This window comes from Pseudomonas sp. CF161 (assembly GCF_000416215.1).
Classification (GTDB): domain Bacteria; phylum Pseudomonadota; class Gammaproteobacteria; order Pseudomonadales; family Pseudomonadaceae; genus Aquipseudomonas.
In genome coordinates this window covers 71,259-96,148 of sequence record NZ_ATLP01000034.1, presented here as the reverse complement: position 1 = coordinate 96,148, position 24,890 = coordinate 71,259, and the positions used below count along the sequence as shown (strand labels likewise).

Annotated in this window: 24 protein-coding genes; 9 read left to right on the top strand and 15 right to left on the bottom strand. The window is 62.1% G+C overall.

Features of this window, described 5'->3' with window-relative positions; genetic code table 11:
- Positions 1-29: 29 nt before the first annotated feature.
- Together CF161_RS04075 and lnt are read left to right on the top strand one after the other, a co-directional pair.
- A complete protein-coding gene (locus tag CF161_RS04075; RefSeq protein WP_020295293.1) occupies positions 30-869 on the top strand; it encodes an HlyC/CorC family transporter in 840 nt (279 codons plus the stop codon).
- Positions 870-877: 8 nt separating this feature from the next.
- On the top strand, positions 878-2,401 hold the full coding sequence (lnt, locus tag CF161_RS04070; RefSeq protein ID WP_020295292.1) for an apolipoprotein N-acyltransferase: 1,524 nt from the start codon (positions 878-880) through the stop codon (positions 2,399-2,401).
- Positions 2,402-2,458: 57 nt separating this feature from the next.
- Here lnt and CF161_RS04065 read toward each other — a convergent pair whose 3' ends face one another.
- Entirely contained in the window at positions 2,459-3,220 is a 762-nt protein-coding gene (locus tag CF161_RS04065; protein ID WP_020295291.1) for a YdcF family protein, read from the bottom strand.
- 126 nt (positions 3,221-3,346) lie between these two features.
- Positions 3,347-3,667 carry a hypothetical protein gene (locus CF161_RS04060; RefSeq protein WP_020295290.1) on the bottom strand — a complete coding sequence of 107 codons (321 nt, stop codon included), beginning with the start codon at positions 3,665-3,667 and terminating at the stop codon, positions 3,347-3,349.
- Between the two features lie 260 nt (positions 3,668-3,927).
- Here CF161_RS04060 and leuS point away from each other — a divergent pair, with 260 nt between their 5' ends.
- The 5 genes from leuS (at position 3,928) to CF161_RS04035 (ending at position 9,983) form a co-directional block, all read left to right on the top strand.
- Positions 3,928-6,534, top strand: coding sequence for a leucine--tRNA ligase (gene leuS, locus CF161_RS04055; RefSeq protein ID WP_020295289.1), 2,607 nt, complete (start codon positions 3,928-3,930; stop codon positions 6,532-6,534).
- 90 nt (positions 6,535-6,624) lie between these two features.
- The gene (lptE, locus tag CF161_RS04050) at positions 6,625-7,230 is read left to right on the top strand and encodes an LPS assembly lipoprotein LptE (protein WP_020295288.1); all 606 of its coding nucleotides are present in this window, start codon (positions 6,625-6,627) and stop codon (positions 7,228-7,230) included.
- A gap of 39 nt (positions 7,231-7,269) precedes the next feature.
- Positions 7,270-8,307, top strand: coding sequence for a DNA polymerase III subunit delta (gene holA / locus CF161_RS04045; protein WP_020295287.1), 1,038 nt, complete (start codon positions 7,270-7,272; stop codon positions 8,305-8,307).
- A 130-nt stretch (positions 8,308-8,437) separates the two neighbouring features.
- Positions 8,438-8,599: an alternative ribosome rescue factor ArfA gene (arfA, locus tag CF161_RS04040; RefSeq protein ID WP_020295286.1), complete on the top strand. Its 162-nt coding sequence runs from the start codon at positions 8,438-8,440 to the stop codon at positions 8,597-8,599.
- A 61-nt stretch (positions 8,600-8,660) separates the two neighbouring features.
- On the top strand, positions 8,661-9,983 hold the full coding sequence (locus CF161_RS04035) for a lytic murein transglycosylase (protein WP_020295285.1): 1,323 nt from the start codon (positions 8,661-8,663) through the stop codon (positions 9,981-9,983).
- 38 nt (positions 9,984-10,021) lie between these two features.
- Here CF161_RS04035 and CF161_RS04030 read toward each other — a convergent pair whose 3' ends face one another.
- The 13 genes from CF161_RS04030 to CF161_RS03970 all read right to left on the bottom strand — a co-directional run bounded on the left by CF161_RS04030 (position 10,022) and on the right by CF161_RS03970 (position 22,598).
- Positions 10,022-10,969 (bottom strand): LD-carboxypeptidase, encoded by a 948-nt coding sequence (locus CF161_RS04030; protein ID WP_020295284.1) that lies wholly within the window; start codon positions 10,967-10,969, stop codon positions 10,022-10,024.
- Between the two features lie 176 nt (positions 10,970-11,145).
- A complete protein-coding gene (lipA, locus tag CF161_RS04025) occupies positions 11,146-12,141 on the bottom strand; it encodes a lipoyl synthase (protein WP_161955756.1) in 996 nt (331 codons plus the stop codon).
- Positions 12,142-12,172: 31 nt separating this feature from the next.
- Positions 12,173-12,820 (bottom strand): lipoyl(octanoyl) transferase LipB, encoded by a 648-nt coding sequence (lipB, locus tag CF161_RS04020; RefSeq protein ID WP_020295282.1) that lies wholly within the window; start codon positions 12,818-12,820, stop codon positions 12,173-12,175.
- Positions 12,820-13,095, bottom strand: coding sequence for a DUF493 domain-containing protein (locus CF161_RS04015; protein ID WP_008152827.1), 276 nt, complete (start codon positions 13,093-13,095; stop codon positions 12,820-12,822). Before CF161_RS04015 ends, lipB begins: the two co-directional genes overlap by 1 nt.
- 84 nt (positions 13,096-13,179) lie before the next feature.
- Positions 13,180-14,337: a D-alanyl-D-alanine carboxypeptidase family protein gene (locus CF161_RS04010; protein ID WP_020295281.1), complete on the bottom strand. Its 1,158-nt coding sequence runs from the start codon at positions 14,335-14,337 to the stop codon at positions 13,180-13,182.
- A 175-nt stretch (positions 14,338-14,512) separates the two neighbouring features.
- Positions 14,513-15,523, bottom strand: coding sequence for a septal ring lytic transglycosylase RlpA family protein (locus CF161_RS04005; protein ID WP_020295280.1), 1,011 nt, complete (start codon positions 15,521-15,523; stop codon positions 14,513-14,515).
- Positions 15,523-16,545: a lytic murein transglycosylase B gene (gene mltB / locus CF161_RS04000; RefSeq protein ID WP_371106507.1), complete on the bottom strand. Its 1,023-nt coding sequence runs from the start codon at positions 16,543-16,545 to the stop codon at positions 15,523-15,525. Before mltB ends, CF161_RS04005 begins: the two co-directional genes overlap by 1 nt.
- A 5-nt stretch (positions 16,546-16,550) precedes the next feature.
- On the bottom strand, positions 16,551-17,654 hold the full coding sequence (gene rodA / locus CF161_RS03995; protein WP_020295278.1) for a rod shape-determining protein RodA: 1,104 nt from the start codon (positions 17,652-17,654) through the stop codon (positions 16,551-16,553).
- A gap of 31 nt (positions 17,655-17,685) precedes the next feature.
- Positions 17,686-19,581: a penicillin-binding protein 2 gene (mrdA, locus tag CF161_RS03990; protein WP_020295277.1), complete on the bottom strand. Its 1,896-nt coding sequence runs from the start codon at positions 19,579-19,581 to the stop codon at positions 17,686-17,688.
- Positions 19,582-19,593: 12 nt separating this feature from the next.
- Entirely contained in the window at positions 19,594-20,061 is a 468-nt protein-coding gene (gene rlmH / locus CF161_RS03985; protein ID WP_003185785.1) for a 23S rRNA (pseudouridine(1915)-N(3))-methyltransferase RlmH, read from the bottom strand.
- 9 nt (positions 20,062-20,070) lie between these two features.
- Positions 20,071-20,565, bottom strand: a complete 495-nt coding sequence (gene rsfS / locus CF161_RS03980; RefSeq protein ID WP_020295276.1) for a ribosome silencing factor — start codon at positions 20,563-20,565, stop codon at positions 20,071-20,073.
- A 70-nt stretch (positions 20,566-20,635) separates the two neighbouring features.
- Entirely contained in the window at positions 20,636-21,358 is a 723-nt protein-coding gene (gene nadD / locus CF161_RS03975; protein WP_238596166.1) for a nicotinate-nucleotide adenylyltransferase, read from the bottom strand.
- A complete protein-coding gene (locus CF161_RS03970) occupies positions 21,327-22,598 on the bottom strand; it encodes a glutamate-5-semialdehyde dehydrogenase (RefSeq protein ID WP_020295274.1) in 1,272 nt (423 codons plus the stop codon). Before CF161_RS03970 ends, nadD begins: the two co-directional genes overlap by 32 nt.
- Positions 22,599-22,774: 176 nt before the next feature.
- Here CF161_RS03970 and CF161_RS03965 point away from each other — a divergent pair, with 176 nt between their 5' ends.
- Together CF161_RS03965 and CF161_RS03960 are read left to right on the top strand one after the other, a co-directional pair.
- Positions 22,775-23,461: a DNA-3-methyladenine glycosylase gene (locus CF161_RS03965; protein ID WP_020295273.1), complete on the top strand. Its 687-nt coding sequence runs from the start codon at positions 22,775-22,777 to the stop codon at positions 23,459-23,461.
- 88 nt (positions 23,462-23,549) lie between these two features.
- Complete coding sequence (locus CF161_RS03960) at positions 23,550-24,866, top strand: bifunctional DedA family/phosphatase PAP2 family protein (protein ID WP_020295272.1); 1,317 nt, start codon at positions 23,550-23,552, stop codon at positions 24,864-24,866.
- Positions 24,867-24,890 lie beyond the last annotated feature (24 nt).

Here is a 24,890-nt window from a genome sequence, read left to right as displayed (position 1 = left end):
GTAACAACCAAGGATTTAGAGTAATCGCTATGAGCGAAGATCGATCGAGCAACGGGCAGAAGTCATGGCTGGGTAAGCTCACCCAGGCTTTTGCCCATGAGCCGAAAAACCGCCAGGAGCTGCTTGAGCTGCTGCGTGAAGCCCATCAGAACAAGCTGCTGGACAGCGAAGCGCTGGCTATCGTCGAAGGCGCCATCCAGGTTGCGGACCTGCAAGTACGGGACATCATGGTCCCGCGCTCGCAGATGATCAGCATCAAGGCGACCCAGACCCCGCGCGAGTTCCTGCCCGCAGTCATCGATTCGGCGCACTCGCGCTACCCGGTGATCGGCGAAAGCCATGACGACGTAATGGGCGTCCTCCTGGCCAAGGACCTGCTGCCGCTGATCCTCAAGGAGAACGGCGACAGCTTCAACATCAAGGATCTGCTGCGCCCGGCGACGTTCGTGCCGGAGTCCAAGCGCCTTAATGTGCTGCTGCGCGAGTTCCGCGCCAACCACAACCACATGGCGATCGTCATCGACGAATACGGCGGCGTGGCCGGTCTGGTGACCATCGAGGACGTGCTGGAACAGATCGTCGGCGACATCGAGGACGAACATGACGTCGAGGAAGACAGCTACATCAAGCCGTTGCCCAGCGGCGACTTCCTGATCAAGGCACTGACGCCGATCGAGAACTTCAACGAGTTTTTCGACAGCGAGTTCTCCGACGATGAATTCGACACCGTGGGTGGCCTGGTGATGAGCGCGTTCGGGCATTTGCCCAAGCGCAATGAAATCACCGAAATCGGCGCCTATCGCTTCCGCATCCTGAATGCCGACAGCCGCCGGATCCACCTGCTGCGCCTGACCCCTATCTCCCGCTAAGGACTGACATGCGTTGGATCACCCGCCCCGGCTGGCCCGGTAACCTGCTGGCCGTGGCGGCTGGCGCAATCACCACCCTGGCCCTGGCACCGTACGACATCTGGCCGCTGGCCCTGCTGGCGGTGGGACTTTTCTACGCCGGCCTGCGTGAGCTGAAACCCCGTCAAGCCCTGGGCCGTGGCTGGTGCTTCGGCTTTGGCCTGTTCGGCGCCGGCACCAGCTGGATCTACGTCAGCATCCATACCTACGGCGGCGCCTCAGCGCTGCTGGCCGGCCTGCTGATGCTGGCGTTCATTGCCGCAATTGCCTGGTTCTTCGCCCTGCCCGCCTGGCTCTGGGCACGCTGGCTGCGACGCAATGAAGCCCCCCTGGCCGATGCCCTGGCGTTCGCTGCACTGTGGCTGGCCCAGGAGGCCTTTCGCGGCTGGTTCCTGACCGGTTTCCCATGGCTCTATTCCGGCTACAGCCAGCTCGATGGCCCCCTGGCCGGGCTCGCGCCATTGGGCGGCATGTGGCTGATTTCCTTCTCCCTCGCCCTGACCGCTGCGCTGCTCTACAACCTGCCGCGCTTGATCCGGGTCGGGCGCAAAGGCTTTATCGTCGCCGGCCTGCTGCTACTGGCTGCACCCTGGGTGATCGGCCTCAGCCTCAAGGACCACGCCTGGACCAGCCCATCGGGCAAGCCGCTGTCTGTTGCAGCCATTCAGGGCAACATCGAACAGAGCATGAAATGGGACCCGGCCCAGCTCAACGCGCAACTGGCGCTGTACCGCGACATGAGCTTCAGTTCCAAGCCAGTGGACCTGCTGATCTGGCCGGAAACCGCAGTCCCTGTGCTCAAGGAGTCAGCTGAAGGCTACCTGACGATGATGGGCAACTTTGCGGCTGACAGGCATTCCGCGCTGATCACCGGGGTTCCGATTCGCCAGGAACTGCGCCACGAAAAACGCTTCTTCAATGGCATCACCGTGGTTGGCGAGGGCGATGGCACCTACCTGAAACAGAAACTGGTGCCCTTTGGCGAGTACGTGCCCCTGCAGGACCTGCTGCGCGGCCTGATCGACTTCTTCAACCTGCCGATGTCGGACTTCGCCCGCGGCCCCGCCGACCAGCCGCTGCTGCAGGCCAAGGGTTATCAGATCGCACCGTTCATTTGTTACGAGGTGGTCTACCCGGAGTTCGCCGCCGGCCTCTCGGCTCGCAGCGACTTGTTGCTGACCATCAGTAACGACACCTGGTTCGGCACCTCGATCGGCCCCCTGCAGCATTTGCAGATGGCCCAGATGCGCGCCCTGGAAGCCGGGCGCTGGATGATCCGTGCCACCAACAACGGGGTGACCGCGCTGATCAACCCGTCTGGCAAGATCACCGTGCAGATTCCGCAGTTCGAGCGCGGGATTCTCTACGGAGAAGTGGTGCCCATGCATAACCTCACGCCCTATCTGCAATGGCGCTCCTGGCCGCTGATCATCCTGTGCAGCCTGTTGTTTGGCTGGGCGTTGCTGGCCAGCCGTATTGCCAAGACCGTTTGACCCGACGCCGGCAAGCCGTTCCCGCGCCCTTGGCTGCGGGCCCTGGCTTGTCGGCCCTCAGCGATAGAACAGTTTGTAGCCCACCTGCCCCACGGCTTCGTTCAACAACTGGCCGCTCTGCCAGATCGACTTGAACTCCGGCATCCAGCCGCCCAGCGGCCGCGCATTATCCACCCCCAGAAAACCCACGGGCGCCGGCACCACGGTGAAACCTGCCCGCTCGAAGCTCCAGGCCGCACGCGGCATGTGCCAGGCCTGGGTCACAACCACCACTCGCTTGATGCCCTGGGGCAGCAGCACTTCGGCGCTGAACTGGGCATTCTCCCAAGTGGTACGGCTGCGTCCCTCCTGCCAGCGCACCGCCACCCCAAAGTCCCCCATCAACGACTCGGCCATCAGCGCCGCCTCGGTCGGCGGCGTGCCATAGTGCAAGCCGCCACTGGTCAATACCGGCAGGCCAGAGGCCTTGGCCAGTCGCGCTGCATAGCGCTCCCGCTCGAGGCCCACACCGGTCGGCTGGTCATACCCCCAGGCCGGATCACCCCGTTCGCGCCCGGAGCCCAGCACCACAATCGCATCCGCCCGCTCGGCCAGCGCCGCCCACTGATCTGTCGCCAGCGCCGGCTCGCGCTCCAGGGCTCTGGCCCCCCACTCCACCATGATCGGCAGGCTCATCACCCAGAAACCGCCCAGGCCAAGGGCAAAACACAGCCCGGCCAGGCGTGGGCGCGTATTGCGAAACCACCAGGCAAGGGCCAGCAACAGCAATAGGACACCGGGCGGCAACAGCAATTGCTTGATGAAATAACGAAGGGGCATCGGGCATCTCCAAAGATGCCCGAAGCCTAAGTGGATAGACGCCCTGCAACAACAGGCGCGAGATGAATTTCAAACCTCAAGGCCCGCGCCAGCAGCCGGAGGCAGACCAAAACGAGAAGCTCAGGGCTACTTGCACCTCAGGGAACGAGCCTTTACCTGTTCCCTCAATGGCAGCCTGTCTTTCAACCAGATGACTTTGGCTGAACGTGGCGCTGCGCACTGCTTCAAACTCTCCAGCACGCCTGCCTGCGTCATACGCTCACTGCGATCCAGATACGCCTTGACCAACTCGAACTCGGCGCGACTCAGACCTCGCAACTCCAATTCCAGGGGACGCTCATCGCGCAAGCGACCCGCCGTTTTTGCTGCATCCAGCGCCAATGCCAAACGATCTATAAGCTTTTCGTACAACTCGGGTTTTGTAGCTTTTTGCTGCGACTCAGCCATCCGCTCACCTCATTGAAGATCAGTCTTGCTCCCCAATTTCAGCTTAGCCGGGCAGATGAAAGCGGCCTGGCGCCGCGACCAACGGCCCAGGGCGCGCAATCAGGGTTTCCCTCGGTAGAGCGCGGTCATGTATGCTACGGCGCTTCCTGTAACTCCACTTCCAGCTCGACTGGGCCTCGAAAACGCCGTATCTGGCGCCATCACCGCCCAACGTTGCAATGAAGAGGATTAGGCCACCCCTATTCAGTTCAAAAGTAGCCATGCACGAACATTATCAGCCCCGTGAAATTGAAGCCGCCGCCCAGTCATTCTGGGATGAGCAAAAGTCCTTTGAAGTCAGTGAACAGCCAGGCAAGGAAACTTTCTATTGCCTATCGATGTTCCCTTACCCCAGCGGCAAGCTACACATGGGGCATGTGCGCAACTACACCATCGGCGACGTCATCTCCCGCTACCAGCGCATGCTGGGCAAGAACGTCCTGCAACCCATGGGTTGGGACGCCTTCGGCATGCCGGCGGAAAACGCCGCGATGAAGAACAACGTGGCTCCCGCCAAGTGGACCTACGAAAACATCGCCTACATGAAAACCCAGCTGCGCAGCCTGGGCCTGGCCGTGGACTGGTCCCGTGAAGTGACCACCTGCAAGCCGGATTACTACCGCTGGGAACAATGGCTGTTCACTCGCCTGTTCGAAAAAGGCGTGATCTACCGTAAAAACGGCACCGTGAACTGGGACCCTATCGACCAGACCGTGCTGGCCAACGAGCAGGTGATCGACGGGCGCGGCTGGCGTTCCGGCGCGCTGATCGAAAAGCGCGAAATCCCGATGTACTACTTCAAGATCACCGCCTACGCGGATGAACTCTTGTCGAGCCTCGACGATCTGCCGGGCTGGCCCGAGCAGGTCAAGACCATGCAGCGCAACTGGATCGGCAAGTCCCGCGGCATGGAAGTGCAGTTCCCGTACAACGTCGACTCCATCGGCGAAGCGGGCGTATTGAAAGTCTTCACCACCCGCCCGGACACCCTGATGGGCGCAACTTACGTTGCCGTGGCTGCCGAGCATCCACTGGCGGCTCTGGCGGCCCAGAACAACCCTGAACTGCAGGCTTTTATCGCCGAATGCAAAGGCGGCAGCGTCGCAGAAGCCGACGTCGCCACCCAGGAAAAGAAAGGCCTGCCGACCTCGCTGTTCGTCGAGCACCCGCTGACCGGCGAGAAACTTCCGGTGTGGGTCGCCAACTATGTGCTGATGCATTACGGCGATGGCGCGGTGATGGCTGTTCCAGCCCACGATGAGCGCGACTTCGAGTTCGCCACCAAGTACAACCTGCCAATCAAGTCGGTGGTGCGCACCAGCTCCGGTGACACCAACCCGGCACCCTGGCAGGACGCCTATGGCGAGCACGGCACGCTGATCAACTCCGGCGAGTTCGATGGCCTCGACTTCGCCGGCGCCTTCGACGCCATGGAGGTGGCGCTGGTCAAGAAAAACCTGGGCGCCTCGCGTACCCAGTTCCGCCTGCGCGACTGGGGCATCAGCCGCCAGCGCTACTGGGGCTGCCCGATCCCGATCATCCACTGCGACAGCTGCGGTGATGTTCCGGTCCCGGAAGACCAACTGCCCGTCGTGCTGCCCGAAGACGTGGTGCCGGACGGCGCAGGCTCGCCATTGGCGCGCATGCCCGAGTTTTACGAGTGCGCCTGCCCGAAATGCGGCGCTCCGGCCAAGCGTGAAACCGACACCATGGACACCTTCGTCGAGTCCTCGTGGTACTACGCCCGCTATGCCTCGCCACACTATGAAGGCGGGCTGGTGGAAAAATCCGCGGCTGACCACTGGTTGCCGGTGGATCAGTACATCGGCGGCATCGAACACGCGATCCTGCACCTGCTTTACGCGCGCTTCTTCCACAAGCTGATGCGCGACGAAGGCCTGGTGAGCTCTGATGAACCGTTCAAGAACCTGTTGACCCAGGGCATGGTGGTTGCCGAGACTTACTATCGCCGCGAAGCCAATGGCGCCTACACCTGGTTCAACCCGGCCGACGTCGAGTTGGAGCGTGACGGCAAAGCCAAGGTGATCAGTGCCAAGCTGATCAGCGACGGTCTGCCGGTAGAGATCGGCGGCACCGAGAAGATGGCCAAGTCCAAGAACAACGGGGTCGACCCTCAGTCGATGATCGATCAGTTCGGCGCCGATACCTGCCGCCTGTTCATGATGTTCGCCTCGCCACCTGACATGAGCGCGGAATGGTCCGACTCCGGCGTGGAAGGTTCGCACCGCTTCCTCAAGCGCGTCTGGCGCCTGGCGCATGCCCATATCAGCCAGGGTCTCCCAGGCAAACTGGACGTGGCCGGCTTGAACGATGAGCAAAAAATCATTCGTCGCAGCACTCACCTGGCTATCCGCCAGGCCAGCCAGGACGTGGGCCAGAATCACAAATTCAACACCGCCATCGCCCAGGTGATGACGCTGATGAACGTGCTGGAAAAAGCACCGCAAATCACCGAACAGGACCGCGCACTGGTACAGGAAGGCCTGGAAACGGTCGTCCTGCTGCTTGCGCCTATCACCCCGCACATCAGCCACGAGCTGTGGAATCGCCTGGGTCACGCCGACCCGGTGATCGACGCCGGCTGGCCGGTACTGGACGAAAGCGCCCTGGTACAGGACAGCCTGCAACTGGTCATCCAAGTGAATGGCAAGTTGCGCGGGCAGATCGAAATGCCGGCCAGCGCCAGCCGCGAAGAGGTCGAAGCCGCTGCTCGCAGCAACGAGAACGTGCTGCGCTTCACTGAAGGCCTGACGATTCGCAAAGTGATCGTCGTGCCCGGCAAACTGGTCAATATCGTCGCTAGCTAATTGGATCAGGTGTCAGGTCATTGACCTGGCGCCGCATAAAACCTCCAGGGCCGCAGAGTCGGCCCACATGGTTTCAAGGGGAGCAACAAGATGATCAAACGCAATCTGCTGGTGATGGGCCTGGCTGTACTGCTAAGCGCCTGCGGCTTCCAGCTGCGCGGCACCGGCAACTACGATATGGCGTTCAAGGAACTCGACCTGAGTGCACGCAACGCCTATGGCGAAACCGTCACCCTACTGCGCCAGGTACTGCAGAACAGTGGCGTCGAGATACACACTGGCGCGCCATACAAGCTGGTACTGACCAATGAACAGGAAAACCAGCGCAGCCTCAGCTACGCCGGCGCCGGTCGCTCCACCGAGTATGAGATGACCAACGTACTGAACTACCAGATCCTCAGCAGCGACAACCTCGTGCTGCTCGATGACAAAATGCAAGTACAGAAGGTGTACATCCACGACGGCAGCAACCTGGTGGGTACCGACCAGGAGGCGATCGAAGTGCGCAAGGAAATGCGCCGCGACCTGGTGCAGCGCATGGTGCTGCGCCTGCAACTGCTGAACCCGGAGCAACTGCAGCAGCTTGAGCAGACGGCAAGAAACAAGGCCAAGGCCGACGCCGACGCCCTGGAAGCGGCACAGAAGGCTGAAGCGGAAACTCCGCAACAGTCGCCAATGCAGTTGCCGAACCAGTAAGCCTTGCGGGGCGCCCAGGCGCCCCGCTTGCCCTTCCTTATGAAACTCGCCCCCGCCCAACTCGCTAAACACCTGCAAGGCAGCCTCGCACCGGTCTATGTGATCAGTGGCGACGACCCGTTGCTGTGCCAGGAAGCTGCCGATGCCATCCGCACCGCGGCACGCCAGCAAGGCTATGACGAGCGCCAGGTGTTCAGCGCCGATGCCAGTTTCGACTGGGGCACGCTGCTGCAAGCCGGCGCGAGCATGTCGCTGTTCGCCGAGAAGCGCTTGCTGGAGTTGCGCCTGCCGTCGGGCAAGCCTGGCGACAAGGGCGCAGCGGCGCTGATCGAGTACTGCTCACGCCCTGCCGAAGACACCTTGCTGCTTATCAGCCTGCCCAAGCTCGATGGCAGCGCGCAGAAAACCAAGTGGGGCAAGGCCCTGGTCGAAGGCGAGCAGACTCAGTTCGTGCAGATCTGGCCAGTGGACGCCAACCAGCTGCCACAGTGGATTCGCCAGCGCTTGTCCCAGGCCGGGCTTTCTGCCAGCCAAGACGCGGTGGAACTGATTGCCGCGCGGGTCGAAGGCAACCTGCTGGCCGCCGCCCAGGAAATCGAAAAGCTCAAGCTAATGGCCGAAGGCGGACAACTGACCGTCGAGACCGTGCAGGCTGCAGTCGCCGACAGCGCTCGTTTCGATGTGTTCGGGCTGGTGGACGCCATTCTCAATGGCGAAGCCGCGCACGCCTTGCGCATGCTCGAAGGCCTGCGCGGCGAAGGCGTTGAGCCTCCGGTGATTCTCTGGGCACTGTCCCGGGAACTGCGGTTGCTGGGTAATCTGTCGCTGCAATTCAGCCAAGGCGTGCCACTGGATAAAGTCTTCAGCCAGGCCCGGCCTCCGGTCTGGGACAAACGCAAGCCGCTGATGAGCAAAGCCCTGCAACGCTATTCGGCGCAACGCTGGGGACAACTGCTATTGGATGCCCAACGCATCGATGCCCAGATCAAGGGCCAGGCCGCCGGCTCGCCCTGGAGCAGCTTGAGCCGCCTGTCGCTGCTGATGTCGGGGCAACGCCTGGCACTGCCGGCGGAGTGATTGGCCGCACCAAGCCGCTATCGATTAGCGATCACTGCGAAAACACCTACACATCATAGGGGCTGGACAACAGCCGAACTCTGGCCGATCATCTGCGCCGTACAACCCACCAGCACAGCGAGAGATCCCCATGAGCAAGCCATCCAAGCATGGCCCCAACAAGGCCAAATCCATCATTGCCCAGCCACTGTTCCGCAGCCGTCAGGAACAACCCGCCAAGGGCAAAGGCAGCTACCGCCGCGAAGCCTTCCAGTCTAAAAGCTGGGAGGCTTCTTACTTTCTGGCCGCCTGAAGGCAAGCTCCCCTTTGGCATGGTAAGGTCTGCACCTGATTCGTATTCCCTGGACCTGTGCATGCCCTTCCGTAATTCCCGTCATTGGCGCCTTCGTCAACTGGCCGCCGCCTCCAGTCTTATTCTGCTTGTCGCCTGCGCGGAAAAACCTACAGCCGCCGACGCCCAGCCACTGCCCAACCTTCAAGCCGCCCCCCTGGCCGCTCCCGCGACCATCGCCCCGCTGACCGTCGACAATCTGGATATCCAACCCACCCAGACCTTCGCTGAATGGCAGGCCGGGTTCCGCGTCGAAGCCTTGAATGCTGGCATCCGTGCCGAGCTGTTCGATCGCGCCTTCGCCGGTATTACCCCAGACATGAGCGTGATCAAGGCCGACCGTAGCCAGCCGGAATTCAGCCGGCCGGTATGGGAATACCTCGACGGCGCGGTATCACCGCTGCGAGTGCGCAAAGGCCAGGCCCTGCTCACCCAATACGCCGACACTCTGCAAAAGATCGAACAGCGCTACGGCGTCGATCGCCAGGCACTGGTGGCTGTCTGGGGCATGGAAAGCAATTTCGGCGACTTCCAGGGCAACAAGTCGGTCATTCGCTCCCTGGCAACCCTGGCTTATGAGGGACGGCGTCCAGCCTTCGCCAACAGCCAACTGATTGCCGCCCTGCAGATCCTCCAGCAGGGTGACATCCAGCCGGAGAAGATGCTCGGCTCCTGGGCTGGCGCCATGGGCCAGACCCAGTTCATTCCGACCACCTATAACACCCACGCCGTGGACTTCGACGGCGACGGCCGTCGCGACATCTGGAACAGCCCGGCTGACGCCCTGGCCTCGACCGCCCACTACCTGCAAAGCTCGGGCTGGCAAAAAGGCCAACCCTGGGGCTTCGAGGTGCGATTGGCCGATAACTTCGATTACTCCCTGGCCGACGGCGCCATCCGTAAAAGTGTCGCCGAATGGGCAAAGCTGGGCCTGAAGCTACCCAACGGCAGCAATCTGCCGGCGGGTACGGAGCACCTGTCGGCGGCCCTGCTATTGCCGGCGGGTTACCGGGGACCGGCGTTCCTGATCCTCGATAACTTCCGCGCCGTGCTCAAGTACAACAACTCGTCGTCCTACGCGCTGGCAGTCAATCTGCTTTCCGAACGCTTCACCGGTGCCGGCCTGATCAGCGGCGCCTGGCCCAAGGATGACCTGCCACTGAGCCGCTCCGAGCGTATCGAGCTGCAAAACCTGCTGACCGCCCGCAACTATGATGCAGGCACTGCAGACGGCATCATCGGCGCCAATACCCGCAAGGCGATCCGCAGCGCGCAGCAATCATTCGGCTGGCCGGCAGACGGCTACCCGACCCATAAGTTGCTGGAAAGCCTGCGTAATCAATGACGAGAGATGGCCAGGGAGCAGGTCCCTGGCCCATCGCGCTACCTCAGCACCACGTCCTGCTCCAGGACCAGCTGCTGCTCACCCGCATCCAGCCTGACCAATGCCCCGAGCGGCAAGGTCAGGTTGGGATCGCAATGCCCGCTGCGCCACCCGGCAAGTACCGGAATGCGCAGGGGGGCAAAGGTCTGCTTGAGCAGGCGGGCAAGCGCCTCAGGGTCCACTCCCGCCACATCCCCGACCAACACCCCCCGCAACTGCTGCAGCTTGCCCGCGAGGCGCAGGTGAGTCAGCAGACGGTCAATGCGGTAGAGCGGCTCATTGATGTCTTCGATAAAGAGAATGACGTCCTGGGTATTGATCTCGTAGGGCGTGCCCATGGTCGCCGCAATCATCGACAGGTTGCCCCCCAGCAGCTGGCCACAGGCGATCCCGGGCTCGATGGTGTTCAAGGGGTAGGCCACCGGATGCGCGAGCACGCTGCCGGCCTTGAACTGACCACGCAGCATGCCGAACAACGAAGCCTCGGTCGGTGCCTGCTTGCCGCCCAGCAGGTCGGCGTTGAGCATCGGCCCGTGAAAGGTCACGAACCCCGCATAACGATGTATGGCCAGGTGCAAGGCGGTGATATCGCTGTAGCCGATAAACGGCTTAGGATTGCGCCGCAGCAGCTCGTAATCGATCCGATCCAGTAACCGTGGGCTGCCGTAGCCCCCACGCAGGCAGAGAATGGCGCCGATCGCCTTGTCGGCAAAGGCCGCGTGCAGGTCCTGCAACCGCACCTCGTCGCTGCCCGCCAGGTAGCCGTCAGCCTCGCTCACGCCCGGGAAGATCCGCAATGCATAGCCCCGCGCGCGCATCCATTGCACGGCTTTATCCACATCCAGGGCTGCGGGTCCGGCAGGCGCGATCAAGCCGATTTGCCCTTCAGGCAGCAGGGCGGGCACCGGCAGATGGGCGAGCAATGTTTCAATCGGCTGGGTGGTCATCCATGGTTCTCCCGACGTGGATTGTGTGGCTCACAGTAGACAGGATTGCTGAGCAAAAAAAGCCCCGGGGTGCCTGGAAAGACGTGGGATTTGTCTGCAAAGAAAGGTGATGTCGATACCGCAGAAACGAAAACGCCCACAAGGCAAGCCTTGCGGGCGCTTTTACCGGTCGCGTATCAGGAGACCAGGCTGGCCTTGACCAGTTTCGCCTGCTCGTCGGCGTGGTACGACGAACGCACCAGCGGGCCCGAGGCAACGTTCTTGAAGCCCATCTTGTAACCTTCCTCGGCGAACCAGGCGAAGGTGTCCGGGTGCACAAAACGCTGGACCGGCAAGTGGCTGCGCGACGGCTGCAGGTACTGGCCCAGGGTCAGCATGTCGATGTCGTGTTCGCGCATGCGCTTCATGACTTCGATCACTTCATCGTCGGTCTCGCCCAGGCCCAGCATCAAGCCGGACTTGGTTGGGATCAGCGGCATCATTTGCTTGAATTTCTGCAGCAGGGTCAACGACCACTGGTAGTCCGAACCCGGACGCGCAGCCTTGTACAGGCGCGGCACGGTTTCCAGGTTGTGGTTGAACACATCCGGTGGCTCGGCAGCGGTGATTGCCAGCGCCACGTCCATCCGGCCGCGGTAATCCGGAACCAGGGTTTCGAGCAGCACATTCGGCGACAATTTACGGATTTCGCGGATGCAGTCGGCAAAGTGCTGGGCACCGCCGTCACGCAGGTCATCACGGTCGACCGAGGTGATCACCACGTACTTCAGGCGCAGGTCGGCAATGGCGATGGCCAGGCTTTCCGGCTCGTTGACGTCCAGTGGTTTCGGACGGCCGTGGCCGACGTCACAGAACGGGCAACGACGGGTGCAGATGTCACCCATGATCATGAAGGTCGCGGTGCCGCCGGAGAAGCATTCGCCCAGGTTCGGGCAGGAGGCTTCTTCGCAAACGCTGTGCAGCTTGTGCTTGCGCAGCAAGGCCTTGATGCGATCGACTTCCGGGGACACCGGAATCCGTACGCGAATCCAGTCCGGCTTCTTCGGCAGCTCGGTGGTCGGAATGATCTTCACCGGGATGCGCGCAACCTTTTCGGCGCCGCGCAGCTTGACGCCGGCTTCAACCTTGGCACGCGGGGCCGGGCGCTCGGTGATATCGAGCGTCGGGATCATGGTTTGCACAGCGTCTTGCGCAGTAGTCATATCAGTCGATTCCGCCCGTTAGGGTCGTCTGCTCAGCATAGTCGAGGTGTTTGACGAGCTGCGCGCGCAGCCGGGCACTTACCTCGGCAAATTCAATCGTCCCTGTGTGCTCGCGCAGCTGGGTCATCGCCAGCCCGGCATAGCCGCAGGGGTTTATCCGTCGAAACGGCTGAAGATCCATATCCACATTCAGGGCCAGGCCATGAAAGGAGCAACCATGGCGGATCCGCAGGCCCAGAGAAGCGATTTTCGCCCCGTTGACGTACACACCAGGCGCATCCGGCTTGGCTGCCGCCGTCACGCCATAGCTGGCCAGCAACTCGATCAGGCAGCGCTCCATCCGGCTGACCAGCTCGCGCACACCGAACCCGAGGCGACGCACATCCAGCAGCAGGTAAGCCACCAGCTGGCCGGGACCGTGATAGGTCACCTGCCCGCCTCGGTCCGCCTGGACTACCGGGATATCCCCGGGAATCAGCAGGTGTTCCGCCTTGCCGGCCTGGCCTTGAGTAAACACCGGTGAATGCTCGACCAGCCAGATTTCATCGGCGGCATCACTGCCACGCTCATTGGTAAAACGCTGCATGGCATGCCAGACCGGCTCGTAATCCATCCGGCCAAGCTCGCGAAAGCCGAGCGGTTGCTGCATCACAGCACCATGTGTACGAAACCGGTAGCCCGCAACTCGCTGTTGATGTCGTACAGCTGTTCTTGACCGGTGGCGATGATGTGCAACTGGATAGTCGTGTACTTGCCGTTGGTACTCTGGCGTTCGGCCAGGGTCTTGTGGTCAACGGTGGCGTGCTTCTCAAGGATTGCGATGATCTTGTCCTTGAAACCCACACCGGTGTCGCCAATCACCTTGATCGGGTAATCCGCGCAAGGGAATTCGATCTTTGGCGCCTTTACTTCAGTGTCTGTCATGGCAAAACGGCCTCGTAAGCCGTGGCGACGGACATGGGCCCTGGTCTGTTTCAGAGCAGGGCCCATGTCCGTCGACAACAGTAATCAGTTGAACAAGCCGAAGAAGAATAGACGGATGCTATCCCACATGCGGCGGAAGATACCACCTTCCTCGACCGCTTCCAGAGCGATCAGGTCAGCGCTGTGTACGACCTTGTCGTCCAGTTTGACCTCAACCTTGCCGATCACGTCGCCCTTGGCGATAGGCGCGACCAGCTGAGGGTTCATGGTCATGCTGGCGGCGAGCTTCTTCAGCTGGCCCTTGGGCATGGTCATGGTCAGGTCTTCAGCCAGGCCGGCCTTGACTTGGTGGGTGGTGCCTTTCCAGACCGGTGCCTGGGCCAGCTCGGTGCCTTTCTGATAGAAGGTCTGGGTTTCGAAGAAGCGGAAACCGTAGGTCAGCAGCTTCTGGGTCTCAGCGGCGCGAGCCTGCTCGCTGTTGGTGCCGAAGACCACCGCGATCAGACGCATGCCATCACGCACGGCCGAGGACACCATGCAGTAGCCGGCTTCGTCGGTATGGCCGGTTTTCAGACCGTCGACGGTCTTGTCGCGCCACAGCAGCAGGTTGCGGTTGGGTTGCTTGATGCCGTTCCAGAAGAACTCTTTCTGCGAGTAGATCGCATAGTGAGCCGGGTCTTCGTGGATGATCGCGCGAGCCAGCACGGCCATGTCGTGGGCCGACGAGTAGTGCTCGGGGTTCGGCAGGCCGGTCGGGTTCATGAAGTGGCTGTTGCTCATGCCCAGGTCGCCGGCTGTCTTGTTCATCATGTCGGCGAATGCGTCTTCGCTGCCGGCGATGTGCTCGGAAACCGCAACGCTGGCGTCGTTACCCGACTGGATGATGATGCCGTGCAGCAGGTCGCTGACGGTCACTTGCGAACCGACCTTGATGAACATCCGCGAACCGCCGGTGCGCCAGGCGTTCTCGCTGACGGTCACCGGATCGTTCTCGCCGATCTGGCCGCGACGGATTTCCAGGGTCGCGATGTAGGCGGTCATCAGCTTGGTCAGGCTGGCTGGCGGCAGACGCTGGTCACCATTGTTCTCCACCAGCACGTTACCGCTGCTGGCATCCATGAGCACATAGGACTTGGCGGCCAGTTGCGGTGGCGACGGCATCGCCTCTACCGCCCAGGCAGCGGGCGTGATGATCAGCGGGACAAGCAGGCACAGGCGTTTGGCAAAGGTGGTGATGTTCATCCGTCTCTCGAAGTAGCTAATGGAAACTTGCCCTCTCGGGCAAAACTAATCAGACAGCCTTCTGACGGGCTGTCGCGTGTTCAGTTGTTCACTCACTGACCCTTGCCGGGTTTTTGTTGTTCACAGAGCCAACAACCTAGGCCACCCGCACGCGGGCAGACCCTGAATCAAAAAATCACTCGGCAGTCACGACACTCGGCTGACCCAGATTGGCCAGGCGCACGCTGTTCTGCACTTGCTGGATCTCACCCGGCGAGCCGATCGGCCCCAGGCGCACCCGGTGCAGGGTCTGCTGGTTACGCACGATCGAACTGATGAACACCGGGGCGCTGACCATGCCGCTCAACTTCGACCTCAACAACTCGGCTGCGTCCGGGTTGGCGAAGGCGCCCACCTGCAGATACTGGCCAGAGGCTGGGGAAGCAGCCGCTTTCTTGGCCTCCAGCTGCACCGGAACCACCGCGGCGGCGTGCTGCTGGGGCGGTGGCGTCCATTGCTCTACCGTGCCGGTCGAGGCCGTGACCGTTGGCGCCGCATTCTGCGCCACCTGCGGTTCATTGAGCATCAACGGCGCCGGGCGACCACGCTGGGCCCACCATTCCTGGGGATCGATGCCTTCAACCTTGACCCGCGCGGTGCCGGTCTCGGCATACCCGAGCTTTTTCGCCGCAGCGTAGGACAGGTCGATGATGCGGTCGGAGTAGAACGGCCCACGATCGTTGACCCGCAGAATCACGGTCTTGTTGTTGTCCAGGTTGGTCACCCGCACGTAACTGGGCAGCGGCAGTGTCTTGTGCGCCGCGCTCATACCGTACAGGTCATACACCTCGCCATTGGCGGTGTTCTGCCCGTGAAACTTGGTGCCATACCAGGAGGCCGTGCCCGACGCGACATAGCGCTTGGATTCGGCCATCGGGAAATAGGTCTTGCCCAGCACCGTATAAGGGTTGGCCTTGTAAGGCCCGGTGTGCAGGGTCGGGGTGGCATCGGGAATGCGCGAAACGTCGACATCCCACCAGGGCGCGCCATCCTTGTGGGCACGGTTGATATCCAGGCCCGGGGCGGAACGCACCGCGGTCGAGGATTTCTGTTGCGGCGCTCGACTCGTCGAGCAACTGACCACCAGCAAGGACAATGCGGCGAAAGCCACCAGCTTCAGGGGTTTGCGAATTGGCGATGCCAGCATTACTTGACGCCCCGTGCTTGGACCAGCTGTTCAGACAACTGATGTACGGCCATGGCGTACATCACGCTGCGGTTATAACGCGTGATCGCGTAAAAATTCTTCAGGCCCATCCAGTATTCCGGGCCATTGTCGCCTTCCAGGCGGAAGGCGGTGACGGGCAAATCATCGCGCAGCGCATCATGACTCGACCAGCCCAGGGCCCGCAACTCCCCGACGGTTTTCGTCGGCTCGATGCCGGTGGTCAGGCCTTCATCGACCTGATCGCCGCGTACATCGGCGCGGCTGACCACCGGCTCGCCGGCCACCCAGCCGTGGCGTTTGAAGTAGCTGGCGACGCTGCCAATGGCATCGTCCGGATTGGTCCAGATATTAATGTGGCCGTCACCGTCGAAATCCACGGCGTACGCGCGAAAACTGCTCGGCATGAACTGCGGCAGCCCCATAGCCCCGGCGTAGGAGCCCTTGAGGGTCAAGGGGTCGACCTGCTCTTCACGGGCCAGCAGCAAAAACTCGCGCAGCTCCTTGCGGAAGAATTCGGCACGCGGCGGATAATCGAAACTCAGGGTGGATAAAGCATCGATCACCCGGTAATTACCGGTATTTCGACCAAAAAAGGTCTCAACGCCGATAATCGACACTATCACCTGGGCCGGCACGCCATATTCCTGCTCGGCGCGGGCCAACGCGGCTTCGTGCTGACGCCAGAAGTCCACCCCACGGGCAATGCGCGCGTCGGTGATGAACATTGGCCGGTAGTCTTTCCACTGCTTGACGCGCTCGGCAGGCCTTGAAATGGCGTCCAGAATCGATTGCTTGCGTTCAGCCTCGCGGAACACACCCATCAGCTGCTCGCCTGCAAAACCATAATCGCGGGTCATTTCACCCACGAACTCGGCCACTTGCGGCGAACCCTCGTAATCGCCGGCCAACGCTTCCTGCGTTGCACCAAGGATGCCTACCAGACCGACCCACGGTGCATACCGAGCGGCCCAGCCACGCATTACTTGCATTGAATTCTTCACCTTTTTCAAACCTGCGCGATCCACTTACGATGGGTATGGATCGACATCAAAACCCCAAACGCTGACAGCAGTGTCACCAGCGAAGTTCCTCCGTAGCTAATGAACGGCAACGGCACCCCCACAACCGGCAACAGGCCACTGACCATACCGATGTTGACGAAAACGTAAACAAAAAACGTCATGGTCAGGCTGCCGGCGAGCAATTTACCGAACAGCGTCTGCGCCTGGGCGGTAATCACCAGCCCGCGACCGATCAACAATAGATAGATCAGCAGCAGTGCGCAGATGCCCACCAGGCCGAATTCTTCGCCCATCACCGCAATGATGAAGTCGGTGTGGCTTTCCGGGAGAAAGTCCAGGTGCGACTGGGTGCCCAGCAACCAGCCTTTGCCAAATACGCCGCCGGAACCGATGGCCGCCTTGGACTGGATAATGTTCCAGCCAGTGCCGAGCGGATCGCTCTCCGGATCGAGGAAGGTCAGGATCCGCTGCTTCTGGTAGTCGTGCATGATAAAGAACCACATCGCCACCGCCACCGGCACCGCCGCCGCCAGCACGCTGAGGATCCAGCGCCAGCGCAGCCCGCCCATGAACAGCACGAAGGCGCCACCGGCCAGGATCAGCAGCCCGGTGCCCAGATCGGGCTGGCGCACGATCAAGATAAACGGCAGGCCAATCAGCACCAGGCTGATCCCCACGTGCTTGAGCTGTGGCGGCAAGGTGCGCTTGGCCAGGTACCAGGCAATGGTCGCGGGCATGATGATCTTCATGAATTCCGACGGCTGGAAGCGAATCACCCCCGGAATGTTGATCCAGCGGGTGGCGCCCATGGCGTTGTGCCCCATGACATCCACCACCACCAGCAGCACCAGGCCGAACACATAGGCCAGCGGCACCCAGCGCGCCATGAAACGCGGCTCGAACTGGGCGATCACGATCATCGACACCAGGCCGATGCCGAACGAGGTGGCTTGCTTGGCCAGCAGGTCCCAGCTCTTGCCACTGGCCGAGTACAGGACAAACAGGCTGCCGGCCGCCAGGGTCAGCAACAGGATCAATAACGGTCCATCGATGTGCATGCGCTGCAACAGAGTCGCGCGACGCCGCATCACATCCTCGCTGGAGAGGATGCGATCAAAATTACTCTTCACGGGCCGTAGCCTCCGCGCTGATAGGGCTGGCGAACTCGGGCTTGAGCTGACCGTCCTGGCCAAGCAGCCAGGCATCCATGATCTGACGCACTACCGGGGCCGCGACGCCGGAACCCGACTCGCCGTTCTCGACCATGACCGAGACCACGATTTTGGGGTTGTCCGCCGGGGCAAACCCGACAAACAGGGCGTGGTCGCGGTGGCGTTCCTGGACCTTGGAGCGGTCGTACTTCTCGCCCTGCTTGATGGCGACCACCTGGGCGGTACCACTCTTGCCGGCAATCCGGTACTGCGCGCCGACGGCCGCCTTGCGCGCGGTACCGCGAGCGCCGTGCATCACCTGCTGCATGCCGTGATTGACCTTGGTCCAGTCCGACGGGTCACGCAGGACGATGTCCGGCATCGGATTTTCATCCACCGGCTTTTCGCCCTCAATGGTCTTGGCCAGGTGCGGGCGGTTCCACTTGCCCTTGCTGGCCACCAGCGCAGTGGCCTGGGCCAGCTGCAAAGGGGTCGACTGCATATAGCCCTGGCCGATCCCGAGAATCAGGGTTTCCCCCGGGAACCAGGCCTGGCGCCGGGTGGCGCGCTTCCACTCACGGGACGGCATCAGCCCTGGGGATTCCTCGAACATGTCCAGGGAGACCTTCTGCCCGATACCGAACTTGTTCATGTAGGCCGACAACCGATCGATCCCCAGCTTGTGGGCCAGGTCATAGAAGTAGGTGTCGTTGGAACGCATGATCGCCGTGTCCAGGTCGACATAGCCGTCACCGGTGCGGTTCCAGTTGCGGTACTTGTGATCGTAATTGGGCAATTGGTAGTAACCCGGATCGAAGACCCGGGTCGAGGCCGTGACCACGCCCGAATCAAGACCGGCAATCGCCACCGCCGGCTTGATGGTCGAGCCCGGCGGATAAAGGCCGCGCAGTACCCGGTTGAACAGCGGACGATCGATCGAATCGCGCAACTCGGCATAGGCCTTGAAACTGATGCCGGTCACGAACAGGTTCGGGTCGAAGCTTGGCTGGCTGACCATCGCCAGTACCTCACCGGTGGAGGGGTCCAGCGCGACCACCGCGCCACGACGCCCGCCCAGGGCCAGTTCGGCGGCTTCCTGCAGCTTGATGTCGAGGCTCAGGACAATGTCTTTGCCAGGAATCGGGTCGGTGCGCTTGAGCACCCGCAGCACGCGGCCGCGGGCGTTGGTCTCGACTTCTTCGTAGCCCACCTGGCCGTGCAGTTCCGGCTCGTAGAAGCGCTCGATACCGGTCTTGCCGATATGGTGAGTGCCGCTGTAGTTGACCGGATCCAGGGACTTCAGCTCTTTCTCGTTGATCCGCCCCATGTAGCCCACCGAGTGCGCAAAGTGCGCGCCTTGGGGGTAATGGCGCACCAACTGGGCCACCACTTCCACGCCCGGCAGGCGGAACTGGTTGACCGCGATCCGGGCGATCTGCTCTTCGTTGAGCTCAAACAGAATCGGCACCGGCTCGAATGGCCGCCGCCCCTGGCTCATGCGCTTTTCGAAGAGCACGCGGTCCTCAGGCGTCAGCTCCAGCACCTCGACAATCACATCGAGGACCTGGCGCCAGTCGCCGGAACGCTCGCGGGTCATGCTCAGGCTGAAACTCGGCCGGTTATCCGCCACCACGACGCCGTTGCGGTCAAAAATCAGGCCGCGGGTCGGTGGAATGGGCTGTACGTGGACGCGGTTGTTTTCCGACAGGGTCGAGTGGTACTCGTACTGGATGACCTGCAGAAAATATAGCCGCGCGATCAGCACCCCGATCAGGCACACCACGGCAATTGCACCGAACACGACCCGGCCACGCACCAGACGGGCGTCTTTCTCGTGGTCCTTGATGCGGATCGGCTGGGACATTAGGGCGCAGGGCTACTTGTGATAAGGGTGCCCGGACAGGACTGTCCAGGCGCGATACAGCTGTTCACCGATGAGGATGCGTACCAGCGGGTGGGGCAAGGTCAGCGGTGACAGCGACCAGCGCTGATCCGCCCGTGCACAGACTTCCGGCGCCAGCCCTTCCGGGCCGCCGACCATGAAATTGACCGTGCGCGAATCGAGGCGCCAGCGGTCCAGTTCGACCGCCAGTTGCTCGGTGCTCCAGGGCTTGCCGTGCACCTCGAGGGTGACAATCCGCTCGTTGGGGCCGACCTTGGCCAACATGGCTTCGCCTTCCTGACGGATAAAGCGTGCCACGTCGGCGTTCTTGCCCCGGGTATTGAGCGGTATTTCCACCAGTTCCAGCGCCAGCTCGGACGGCAAGCGCTTGGCATACTCATGCCAGCCCTCTTCCACCCACTTGGGCATGCGTGAACCGACAGCGATCAGACGCAGGCGCACAGCCGTTCCTTATTCCTGGTCTTTGTTGAGCTTGTTGAAATGCTCGTGACCCACTTCCGGGCTGTGGTGCTTGCCATCGGCGGCACGGCTCTGCTCGGCGCCTTTCCACAGGCGCTCCAGGTCGTAGAACTGGCGGGCGTTGGAGGTCATCATGTGAACGATCACGTCGTCCATGTCCAGCAACACCCAGTCGCTGTCGCCCTTGCCTTCTTCACCCAGTGGCTTGACGCCCAGGGCCTTCACGGCTTCGCGAACCTTGTCCAGCATTGCGCCGATCTGGCGGTTGGAGGTACCGGTGGCGATGATCATGTAGTCAGTGATGCTTTGCTTGTCACGCACATCGATGACCAGCACGTCCTGGGCCTTCACGTCTTCCAGGGCCGCTACGGCAACCTTGACCAGCTCATCGCCTTTGAGGGGCTCGCCGATGATGACTTTCTCAGGCAGCGGGGCACTCTTGAACGTGCCTTTGCGCTTAACTTTGTTTACGTCGTTGTTCGTCATATAAAACTCGTTTTGCTCGTATGTTCGGGCGCTTCAATACACGACTATTCGTGCCTTCAAGCGCGCCTTTTCAGTTCGACGCACGGTAAAGCCCGTGCGCATCGATGTAGGCCAGGACCGCGTCAGGCACCAGGAAACGTACCGACTTACCGCTGGCCAGCAGTTGACGGATCTGGGTGGCAGACACCGCAAGCGGGGTCTGCCAGACGAATGCAATATTCCCGCTCGGCCCGGTCAGGGCCAAGGGGTCACTTACCGACCGCGCTGCCAGCAGGTTGCGCAAGGCATCCGGCGGTTCGCTGTCGGCATCCGGGCGTTGCAGCACCAGGATGTGGCAATGCTGGAGTAACTCCTCCCAGCGATGCCAGGTGGGCAGGCCGCAAAAAGCGTCCCAGCCCAGTAGCAGAAACAACTGGTCATCCGCGGCCAACTCGGCCCGCATCAGTTCCAGGGTGTCGAGGGTGTAGGACGGCTTGTCCCGTTTCAGCTCACGGTCGTCCACCACCAACGGTGATACCCCCGTGACCGCGCACTCGACCATCGCCAGACGGTCCAACGCCGACACCTGCGGCGTGTTGCGATGAGGCGGCCTGGCACTGGGTGTCAGGCGCAATTCATCAAGAGTCAGCGATTCGGCCACTTCCAGCGCACCGCGCAAATGGCCGATATGCACCGGATCGAACGTCCCGCCGAGTACACCGATGCGTCTGGGCCGGGGTTCGCTGACGGGCAGGACGGCTGGCTGGCCAAGGTCGCCCAAGTCAGACCGACTCCTGTCCACGCAACTGGCCATCACCGACCACAATGTATTTCTCGCAGGTCAAGCCTTCGAGACCTACCGGGCCGCGGGCGTGCAGCTTATCAGTAGAAATGCCAATCTCCGCACCCAATCCGTATTCAAAGCCATCGGCGAAGCAGGTCGGGGTGTTGATCATCACCGAACTGGAGTCGACCTCAGCCACAAAACGCCGGGCTTCGCCCTGGTGTTCAGTGACGATCGAGTCCGTGTGGTGCGAGCCGTAATGGTTGATGTGCTCGATGGCCTGGCCCAGGTCGTCCACAACGCGGATCGACAGAATCGGTGCCAGGTATTCGGTATTCCAGTCTTCTTCGGTGGCGGCCATCACGTCGATGATGGCCTGAGTACGCGCGCAACCCCGCAACTCGACACCCTTCTCGCGGAACTGCGCGGCCATCGCCGGCAAGAACTCGGCAGCCACAGCTTGATCCACCAGCAGGGTTTCCATCGCGCCGCAGATGCCATAACGGTAGGTCTTGGCGTTGAAGGCAATGCGCTGGGCCTTGGCCAGGTCCGCGTGAGCACCGACATAAACGTGGCAGATGCCGTCCAGATGCTTGATCACCGGCACGCGGGCGTCACGGCTGACGCGTTCGATCAGGCCCTTGCCGCCGCGCGGCACGATCACGTCGACGTATTCCGGCATGGTGATCAAGGCACCGACAGCCGCCCGGTCGGTCACTTCGACCACTTGGACCACGGCCGCCGGCAAGCCGGCTTCGGCCAGGCCGCGCTGGATGCACAGGGCGATGGCGCGATTGGAGTGGATGGCCTCGGAGCCGCCACGCAGGATGGTCGCGTTACCCGACTTCAGGCACAGGCTCGCGGCATCGATGGTCACGTTCGGCCGTGATTCGTAAATGATGCCAACCACACCCAGCGGCACGCGCATTTTGCCGACCTGGATACCCGAAGGCCGGTAGCTCATATCGCGGATCGCGCCCACCGGGTCCGGCAGGCTCGCCACCTGGCGCAGACCGACGATCATGCCGTCGATACGGGCCGGGGTCAGTGCCAGGCGCTCAAGCATGGCCGGTTCCAGACCATTGGCCCGGCCGGCAGCCAGGTCCTGCTCGTTGGCCGCGGTCAACTCTGGACGAGCGGCGTCCAAAGCAGCGGCAGCAGCATTCAGCGCACGGTTTTTCTGCGCAGTGCTGGCACGGCCGATGACGCGCGAAGCTTCGCGGGCAGCGCGACCCAAACGGGTCATGTAGTCAAGAACGGACTCAGTCATGGTCTGGTGTGGTCTTGGCAAAGAGGAAAGCGGCAGATTATAGCTGTCGCATCGGCCCACGGACAGCGGTCACGGGCGGATGGTCAAAATGGAGGGCAAATAGCGCGCGTTAAGCATGAGTTAAGGCTGATGTTGATATCATTGCGTCACATTTTTCGTCGCTCACCGTTGCCACCATGTCCATTCTGACCAACGCAGACCTGCCCAACGCCCTGCCTGACAGCTTCTTCGACCGTGATGCGCAACTGCTGGCCCGCGAACTGCTGGGCAAAATCATCCGGCATAAAGTCGACGGCCTGTGGTTATCGGCGCGCATTATCGAGACCGAAGCCTATTACTGCGAGGAAAAAGGCAGCCACGCCTCCCTCGGCTACACAGAAAAGCGTAAGGCTTTGTTTCTGGATGGCGGCCACATCTACATGTATTACGCCCGTGGCGGCGACTCGCTGAACTTCAGCGCCCAGGGCCCGGGCAACGCGGTGCTGATAAAGTCGGCCTACCCCTGGGTCGACGCCGTCTCAGGCCCGGCCAGCCTGGCGCAAATGCTGCTCAACAACCCCGATGCCAGCGGCCGCCCCCGTCCCTCGCAGAAGCTGTGCGCCGGCCAGACCCTGCTGTGCAAGGCCCTGGGCTTGAAAGTCCCAACCTGGGATGCCAAGCGCTTTGATCAGGAACTGCTGTTTGTCGAAGATGTCGGCACCCCGGTCGGACAGATTATCCAGACCACCCGCCTGGGCATTCCCCACGGCCGAGACGAGCATTTGATGTACCGCTTTGTCGACGCGTCCTACGCGCCCTATTGCACACGGAACCCCTTGCGTCGCGGCCAAGTCGAAGGACGCGATTACTTTCTGCTCGACTGAAATCCCGCAGCAACGAACCTGCCCGCGATAGCGCTATCGCGATCCGGCGCGCTTCTGCGCTCAATGTGCACATGACGGAGTTGACTCTATGGGCCCATGGCTCGATGGCATGACCACCTGGTTGACGGCCAACCCGCAGTGGCTGGCCGCCGCGGTATTTATTGTGGCCTGTGTCGAGTGCCTGGCGATTGCCGGCCTGATCGTGCCCGGCACGGTGCTGCTGTTCGCCATTGCCGTGCTGGCCGGCAACGGCGCCCTGTCCCTGGGCGAAACCCTGCTGCTGGGCTTCCTCGGCGGGCTGCTGGGCGACGTCGTTTCCTACCTGCTCGGCAGGCATTTTCATCAGAGCATTCGTCGACTGCCCGGGCTGCGCCAACACCCGCAATGGATCAGTGGCGCCGAGGCGTACTTTCAGCGCTATGGCATCGCCAGCCTGCTGGTCGGACGTTTTATCGGCCCGTTGCGGCCGATGCTGCCGATGGTCGCCGGCATGTTCGACATGCCCTTCCCGCGCTTTATTGCCGTCAGCCTGCTGGCCGCTGCCGGCTGGACCGTTGCCTACCTGCTGCCCGGCTGGGCCACCGGCGCCGCGATACGCCTGCCGCTGCCCGAGGGGTTCTGGCCCGAGGCCGGGATCGTGGTCGGCAGCATCGCCGTGCTGGTGGGCCTGAGCATTACCAGCAGCCTGCGTCGACACCGCAATGCCACCTTGATCATGAGCGTGATGAGCCTGGTGATCCTGGCTGGGCTGTTTATCGGCTACCCCTACCTGAACCAGTTCGACCAGGGCCTGATTGCCCTGGTGCAGGAGCATCGCAGCGCATCCCTGGACCGGATCATGGTGATGGTCACGCAGATCGGCGAGTTCCGCACCATGTTCATCATCAGCGGCGTGCTCACCCTGCTGCTGTTGATCGCTCGCCAATGGCGACAGGCGATCTTCGCCGGCGCCACGCTGATGTGCACCGCCCTGGCCAACACCGGCAGCAAGTGGTTCTTCGCCCGGGTCCGCCCCGAGGTGCTGACCGACCCACTGACCAGCTACAGCATGCCCAGCGGGCACTCTTCCGGGGCCTTTGCCTTGTTTCTGACCCTGGCGGTGCTTGCCGGGCGCGGCCAGCCACCCAGGATGCGCCTGACCTGGCTCCTGCTGGGCTGCCTGCCGGCCGCTTCGATTGCCTTGTCGCGGGTCTATCTTGGGGCGCACTGGCCGACCGATATTCTGGCCGGCGCGATGCTCGCGACCTGCGTCTGTGCCGCCAGCCTGGCCCTGAGCCAGCTTCAGACGCCTTTGCCGGCAATGCCCGCCAGGGTCTGGTGGCTGGTGCTGCCGAGCATGATTGCGCTGTGCGCATTCATGTCCATGCGGCACCTACCCCACGCCCTGCTGCGCTACGCCTATTGAGTAAATCAGCTAGAGGGTGGCGGC